Annotated in this window: 1 pseudogene; it reads right to left on the reverse strand. The window is 68.7% G+C overall.

From position 1 onward, the window contains the following. Positions 1 to 343: 343 nt before the first annotated feature. Positions 344 to 973, reverse strand: a pseudogene (locus tag BST40_RS30460) (PE family protein); the annotation flags it as partial.

Raw genomic sequence — 973 nt, forward strand, 5'->3', positions numbered from 1 at the left:
GGGCCCGGGGACGGCGGCACCGGCGGTATCGGCGGGCTGCTATACGGCAACTCGGGATCAGAGGGGTTGACTTTTCCGTCTTCGGATTATCTCTGAGGTAGACGTTTGACCTGCGAAGTTGTGTGTGCGACGCGCGGCAGCGATGTGGTTGAAGGGCGCTAGGAGCCCTCGTCGTTGCGAGTTGTGGGTTGCGAGGTGCGGCTGCGGCGAATGCGGGTCGATGCGACGCATGCGCTCCATCAGCTGCGCTCCATCAGCGACACCCTGGCCCGGCACGGCGAATTCCCGTCGATGGGGACGTCGGCTCGAGCGCTGATAACGTGCGCTGGCCAAATCGTTTAACTCACCTTCTGTAACTCAGCCCCTCCGATCCGGAGTTGCCGTACAGTCGCCCGCCGGCACCACCGGTCCCGCCGGTCCCGCCGTCCCCGGGCCCACTTTGCCCGCCGGCCCCGCCGGCACCACCATCACCGAACCATCTTGCGGCGCCACCAGTCCCACCGTTACCACCTATCCCGCCATTACTAGAACCGCCACCAGCTCCACCATTGCCCCCGTTGCCGAATGTTCCGGCTTCTCCACCGTTACCGCCCGCACCACCATCCCCGCCGGGCATGCTGGCTCCGCCTGCTCCGCCGTTGCCGCCGTTGCCATATAAGAGTCCAGCGTTACCGCCGTTGCCACCGTTACCGGCCACCAAGGCCGTGCCGCCGCCGGCCCCACCGTTGCCGCCGTCGCCGAAGAGTTTGGCCGCTCCCCCATTACCGCCGGTGCCGCCTCTACTTCCGCTGCCGTACGCGGTTCCGCCTGCCCCGCCGTCGCCGCCGTTGCCGAAGAGTGCGGCCTCGCCGCCGTTGCCACCGTTACCGCCTTGACCGCTGCTGCCGGCGTTGCCGCCTGCTCCGCCGCTGCCGCCGTGGCCGAAGAGTCCGGCTGCTCCGCCGTTACCACCGCCACCGCCGTCGCCGCCGCT

Source organism: Mycobacterium persicum (genome assembly GCF_002086675.1).
Taxonomy (GTDB): domain Bacteria; phylum Actinomycetota; class Actinomycetes; order Mycobacteriales; family Mycobacteriaceae; genus Mycobacterium; species Mycobacterium persicum.